The sequence below is a fragment of the Vibrio sp. V43_P6S15P86 genome (assembly GCF_009904725.1).
GTDB classification, from domain to species: Bacteria; Pseudomonadota; Gammaproteobacteria; order Enterobacterales; family Vibrionaceae; genus Vibrio; species Vibrio diabolicus.
Genome location: NZ_WXWT01000267.1, coordinates 1 through 5,643, shown reverse-complemented (window position 1 = coordinate 5,643; position 5,643 = coordinate 1). Strand labels below are relative to the sequence as shown.

Genomic DNA, 5,643 nt, shown 5'->3' with positions numbered 1-5,643 from the left:
GGCTGTTTGTATGAGTCAGCAGTTTACAAGTGCCCAGAAGCCGTTCATGTAATCAGGACGTACGTTGCGGTAATCGATGTAGTATGCGTGTTCCCACAGGTCAACAGTTAGAAGTGGTGTTGTACCTTCTTCTGTTAGAGGAGTAGCAGCGTTAGAAGTGTTAACGATCTCTAGAGAGCCGTCAGCTTTCTTAACAAGCCAAGTCCATGAAGAACCGAAGTTGTTGATTGCTGAATCAGTAAACTTCGCTTTGAATTCTTCGAAAGAACCGAATGCTGCGTTGATTGCGTCAGCAACTGCGCCAGTTGGTTCGCCGCCCGCGTTTGGAGCAAGACAGTGCCAGTAGAACGTGTGGTTCCAGATTTGCGCTGCGTTGTTGAATACGCCACCAGTAGAAGTCTTGATGATCTCTTCTAGAGTTTTGCCTTCGAACTCAGTGCCAGGGATAAGACCATTTAGCTTAACAACGTATGTGTTGTGGTGCTTACCGTGGTGGTAGTCTAGAGTCTCTGCTGAGATGTGTGGTTCTAGTGCGTCTTTCGCGTAAGGAAGAGCTGGTAGTTCAAATGCCATTACTCGATTCTCCATTGATTTGAAAGGATGACCTTTCGATTGCTTCCAGTGTTTTTATAGCTATGTAGCCTTTAAGGCTGACTTGCTAAGTATTTTAGCAAGTTTTTACTTTATTAAAACCCCGATATGAAAATATTTTAAGGGGTTAGCGGCTGTGAAGTGCTGAATTGTTCGCCATCAAGCAACCTGAATTTAAGCCTTATTAATTATATGGTTTTTATTCTGTCGTTATTGAGTAGAATGTGGCAAATAAACAAAGTTCAAACCCATGAATGAGGAAGCGATGGAAACTATCGACAAAATCAAACAGCAGATCTCTGAAAACTCAATCCTGCTGTACATGAAAGGATCACCGAAACTGCCAAGCTGTGGTTTCTCTTCTCAAGCGTCACAGGCTCTAATGGCATGTGGTGAGAAGTTCGCTTACGTAGACATTCTGCAAAACCCAGATATCCGTGCTGAGCTACCAAAGTACGCACAATGGCCAACATTCCCTCAACTATGGGTTGAAGGCGAGCTTATCGGCGGTTGCGACATCATTCTAGAAATGTTCCAAAAAGGTGAACTTCAGCCTCTAATCAAAGAAGCTGCAGCGCGCGCTGAAGATCAAGCTGAGTAATTCGTAAATACTCACATTTAGCGATAGAATACGAAGGAGCCGTACTGGCTCCTTTTTCTTTTTAGGTTAGTGGAATGAACATAAAGCTTTACTACGTGCATGACCCAATGTGCAGTTGGTGTTGGGGTTACAAACCGACGCTTGATAAATTGAAACAGCAACTGCCAGGCGTTATTCAGTTTGAGTATGTGGTGGGTGGTCTTGCGCCAGATACTAGTTTGCCGATGCCACCAGAGATGCAACAAAAACTCGAAGGTATTTGGAAGCAGATTGAGCGTCAGTTGGGCACCAAGTTTAACTACGATTTCTGGAAGCTTTGTACGCCAGTAAGAAGCACTTACCAATCTTGTCGCGCAGTTATCGCTGCGGGCTTTCAAGATTCTTATGAGCAGATGCTAGAAGCGATTCAACATGCGTATTATTTACGTGCGATGCCTCCTCATGAAGAAGCGACTCACTTGCAGCTAGCTAAAGAAATTGGTTTGAATGTTCAGCAGTTCAAGAACGATATGGACGGCTCTTTCTTAGAAGGTGTGTTCCAAGATCAACTGAGTCTTGCAAAGAGCCTAGGCGTGGATTCTTACCCTAGCTTGGTTCTTCAAATTAACGACGCTTATTTCCCGATTGCCGTGGATTATCTGTCAACAGAGCCTACCTTGAAACTGATACGTGAGCGTATTATTGACAATATGCCAGCGCAATAATCGCGATTTCAAATAACAAAAAGCCGCTCAATGAGCGGCTTTTTCGTAACTAAGTATATCCATCAAACGACGGTACTAAAGCACCATTGCAGCAATCCAACCAAAGATGATCAGTGGGATGTTGTAGTGGATAAAGGTTGGAACGACTGTTTCCCAAATGTGCTCATGCTGACCGTCGGCATTTAGACCAGATGTAGGGCCTAATGTCGAGTCGGACGCTGGAGAACCAGCATCACCCAAAGCGGCAGCAGTACCAACTAGCGCGATTGTTGCCATTGGCGAAAAACCAAATGCCAACGCGAGTGGAACGTAGATTGTCGCCAAGATTGGAATGGTTGAAAACGATGAACCGATACCCATTGTTACCAACAGACCAACAATTAGCATTAATAGCGCAGCAAGCGGCTTATTATCACCAATGCTGGTAGAGAGAGACTGTACTAATGTCTCAACGCCACCTGTTTGCTTCATTACCGCAGCAAAACCTGCGGCAGCGATCATGATGAAACCAATCATAGCCATCATATGCACGCCTTTTGTGAAGACATCGTGCGTTTCTTTCCAGGCAATCACACCGCCAAAAGTAAACACCATAAAGCCAGCTAGAGCACCAATAATCATTGAGCCAGTGTAAAGCTGAACACCCAATGCGGCGACAATACCAAGAGCGGCCACCAAGATGTGCTTTTTATTGATAGCATGATCTGTCTCGTGAACGACAGTCAACTCCGTTTCTTCGTAGATGCGCGGTTTACGGTAGCTAACAAAGATTGCCAGCAATAGACCAAACAACATACCAGCACCTGGCAGTAACATTGCAGTTGGAACTTGGCTTGCAACCACGTTTTCCAAACCGTTGTCATGTAGGTTCTTTAATAGAATGTTGTTTAAGAAAATACCGCCGAAACCAACAGGTAAGATCATGTAAGGTGTGATCAAACCAAAGGTAAGAACACACGCGACCAAACGTCGATCGAGCTTAAGTTTCGCAAATACGCCCAAAAGAGGTGGAATCAAAATTGGAATAAAGGCGATATGGACCGGAATTACGTTCTGAGATGACATAGTGACAAGAACGAGCGCGACTAACACCGCGTACTTTAACCCGGTAGTTGACGCCGAGTTTTCTTTACCATTTAAGCGCTTGATAACACTTTTTGCCAGTAGATCCGTGATGCCAGATTTAGAGATAGCAACGGCGAAAGTACCTAACATTGCGTAGCTTAGAGCGATAGTCGCACCGCCACCTAAACCACTTTCGAACGCGGCAACTGTGTCTCCAAGGCTCATGCCTGCGACAAGGCCACCAACGATGGCACTAAACGTGAGGGCAACCACCACGTTTACGCGCATCAATGCTAACACGAGCATGACGCACACTGATATAACGACAGGATTCATACTTTTCCTAATATGTTGTGTTTACTTATTATTCTTCGTCAGCAAGCGGCCAACCGCCGAGGGCCTTCCATTTGTTGACAATGCCGCAGAATAATTCTGCTGTTTTTTGTGTATCGTAAAGCGCTGAGTGTGCTTCACGATTATCGAATTCCATCCCTGCCGTTTTGCATGCTTTCGCGAGAACCGTTTGACCATAAGCGAGGCCACTCAATGTTGCCGTGTCAAAAGTAGCAAAGGGATGAAAAGGGACTCTTTTTAGTTTACAGCGCTCATTGGCTGCATTTACAAAACCTAAGTCGAATGCTGCGTTATGGGCAACCATAATTGCGCGCGAGCAATCTGCGGCTTTTTGTTCTTTGCGAATAAGTTTATAAATCTCTTTTAACGCTTCTTGCTCAGAAACTGCACCACGAAGAGGGCTATATGGGTCACGAATACCATTGAATTCTAGCGCTTCTTTTTCTAAGTTAGCGCCCTCAAATGGCTCAACATGAAAATGAATGGTGGAGGCTGGATGCAACACGCCATCTTCGTCCATTTTTAACGTAACGGCGCAAATTTCTAAAAGTGCATCAGTTTGAGCATTGAAACCTGCGGTCTCAACGTCTACTACCACAGGGAAATAACCACGAAAGCGTTTTTTCAAGGTCAGAGCTTCATTTTCTATTGTCATGTCGGCTTATTTTTGTGTGACGAAGGCTGCATTATTGCAGATTATACCGACGAGAAAAACCGCAATTTAGGAGAAAAACGGAATTCTATTTTGCATCTCATCAATACGCTCGATCGCATTTCGGGTGATTGAGTTACCATGATTAACGTTAATCGTAATATCACGATATTTCGCACGTTGGCGAGGTTTTTGCATGCCAGGTGAAGTGGTTTTATTGATTCAAATTGACGGCAACAGACTGCCGTTTAAGAGACAGTACTTAGATGAAGAAATGGCTGATTACTAGTGGCGTTGTATTTTCGTTGTTTAGCACAAGCAGTTTTGCTGTGATGGGCAAACGCTATGTTGCCACTCCACAGCAATCTCAATGGGAAATGGTGGTCAACACACCGTTAGAATGCCAACTTGTTCACCCTATTCCAAGTTTTGGAGATGCGGTATTTTCATCTCGTGCGAATAAAAAAATCAATTTAGACTTTGAGTTAAAAATGCGTCGTCCGATGGGAGAAACACGTAACGTCAGTCTCATCTCTATGCCGCCACCTTGGCGACCAGGTGAACACGCCGATCGAATTACAAACCTAAAGTTTTTTAAACAGTTTGATGGTTATGTCGGAGGGCAAACAGCATGGGGCATTTTGTCTGAGCTGGAAAAAGGGCGTTATCCGACCTTTAGTTATCAGGATTGGCAGAGCCGAGATCAGAGAATTGAAGTCGCATTGTCATCCGTGCTGTTTCAAAATAAGTACAACGCGTTTAGCGACTGTATTTCCAATTTATTGAAATACAGTTTTGAAGACATTGCCTTTACGATTTTGCACTACGAAAGACAAGGCGATCAGTTAACCAAGGCTTCCAAAAAGCGTTTGTCACAAATTGCAGATTATATCCGACATAATCAAGATATCGATCTCGTGCTGGTGGCGACGTATACCGATTCAACCGATGGCAAAAGTGCGAGTCAAAGTTTATCTGAGCGACGTGCAGAGTCACTTCGTGATTATTTTCAGTCTCTAGGGCTACCGGAAGATCGAATTCAAGTGCAAGGGTACGGCAAGCGTCGTCCTATTGCAGATAATGGCTCGCCAATAGGAAAAGACAAAAACCGCCGAGTCGTAATATCACTCGGGCGAACCCAAGTGTAACGAATATAAAAACGCCGAAGCTGAAAGCTTCGGCGTTTTTGATTTACTGACGTTGTTAATAATATTTTAATGGTATTCTGCCAAGTACCTTTCGGTGATTCCGGCTGTATAATTTGAATGTTAGTTTAAGCGGAATTTGGCAATGACTTCGCAATTGGTTGCGGTATCGATTTTTTCAACCTGTTTGGCAATAGCCGGATTAGGGTGACGTTTCATGAAGTCTATTAATGCTTTAGTGCAACATCCTATTGAGTCGATAAAGCTTGCACATTCTTTATTTGGGCATTGTGGGATGAGTGTTAAGACTTTCTCTGAAGCCAGCTGAAGGTATTTGAGTTCATAATCAGTGTCTCCGGCCCAACGCCAGAACTGAGCTAAGTTATGACAAGAAATCACAGAAATTAATAATCGCTCGTCTGCTTCAATTTCCACACATTCGCTAATATCTTCACTCAGGCTTAGGGCTTGCTGGTAATGAAGAATGCTGCGAACAGGGTCATCTAGTTGAAGTGCCGTATCGGCTAGAAG

Annotated in this window: 7 protein-coding genes; 3 read left to right on the top strand and 4 right to left on the bottom strand. The window is 44.1% G+C overall.

All coding sequences use genetic code 11. The annotated features are described in order from the left end of the window. Window positions 1-15: 15 nt before the first annotated feature. Window positions 16-573 (bottom strand): superoxide dismutase [Fe], encoded by a 558-nt coding sequence (gene sodB / locus CAG69_RS12125; protein ID WP_161444380.1) that lies wholly within the window; start codon window positions 571-573, stop codon window positions 16-18. 283 nt (window positions 574-856) lie between these two features. Between sodB and CAG69_RS12120 the strand changes: the two genes are divergently transcribed. Both CAG69_RS12120 and CAG69_RS12115 read left to right on the top strand, forming a co-directional pair. Then, on the top strand, window positions 857-1,192 hold the full coding sequence (locus tag CAG69_RS12120; RefSeq protein WP_017635833.1) for a Grx4 family monothiol glutaredoxin: 336 nt from the start codon (window positions 857-859) through the stop codon (window positions 1,190-1,192). A 74-nt stretch (window positions 1,193-1,266) separates the two neighbouring features. After that, window positions 1,267-1,896 (top strand): DsbA family protein, encoded by a 630-nt coding sequence (locus CAG69_RS12115; RefSeq protein ID WP_005396534.1) that lies wholly within the window; start codon window positions 1,267-1,269, stop codon window positions 1,894-1,896. A 75-nt stretch (window positions 1,897-1,971) separates the two neighbouring features. Here the strand turns inward: CAG69_RS12115 and CAG69_RS12110 are convergent, their stop codons facing one another. Together CAG69_RS12110 and rnt are read right to left on the bottom strand one after the other, a co-directional pair. Beyond that, the gene (locus CAG69_RS12110; protein WP_005396535.1) at window positions 1,972-3,297 is read right to left on the bottom strand and encodes a Na+/H+ antiporter family protein; all 1,326 of its coding nucleotides are present in this window, start codon (window positions 3,295-3,297) and stop codon (window positions 1,972-1,974) included. Between the two features lie 28 nt (window positions 3,298-3,325). Beyond that, window positions 3,326-3,970, bottom strand: a complete 645-nt coding sequence (gene rnt, locus CAG69_RS12105) for a ribonuclease T (protein WP_005396536.1) — start codon at window positions 3,968-3,970, stop codon at window positions 3,326-3,328. A gap of 263 nt (window positions 3,971-4,233) precedes the next feature. On the opposite strand from rnt, the gene motY reads away from it, so the two are divergent. Next, window positions 4,234-5,115, top strand: coding sequence for a flagellar protein MotY (gene motY / locus CAG69_RS12100; protein WP_012841571.1), 882 nt, complete (start codon window positions 4,234-4,236; stop codon window positions 5,113-5,115). A gap of 120 nt (window positions 5,116-5,235) precedes the next feature. On the opposite strand, the gene CAG69_RS12095 is transcribed toward motY, so the two are convergent. Continuing rightward, on the bottom strand, window positions 5,236-5,643 hold a 408-nt coding region (locus CAG69_RS12095), incomplete at its 5' end, for a DUF2753 domain-containing protein (RefSeq protein WP_161444378.1).

Bases quoted from the DNA above. Each gene is read 5' to 3' on its own strand.
- rnt (WP_005396536.1), bottom strand. From the start codon at position 3,970: ATGACAATAGAAAATGAAGCTCTGACCTTGAAAAAACGCTTTCGTGGT.
- CAG69_RS12120 (WP_017635833.1), top strand. From the start codon at position 857: ATGGAAACTATCGACAAAATCAAACAGCAGATCTCTGAAAACTCAATC.
- motY (WP_012841571.1), top strand. From the start codon at position 4,234: ATGAAGAAATGGCTGATTACTAGTGGCGTTGTATTTTCGTTGTTTAGC.
- CAG69_RS12115 (WP_005396534.1), top strand. From the start codon at position 1,267: ATGAACATAAAGCTTTACTACGTGCATGACCCAATGTGCAGTTGGTGT.
- sodB (WP_161444380.1), bottom strand. From the start codon at position 573: ATGGCATTTGAACTACCAGCTCTTCCTTACGCGAAAGACGCACTAGAA.
- CAG69_RS12110 (WP_005396535.1), bottom strand. From the start codon at position 3,297: ATGAATCCTGTCGTTATATCAGTGTGCGTCATGCTCGTGTTAGCATTG.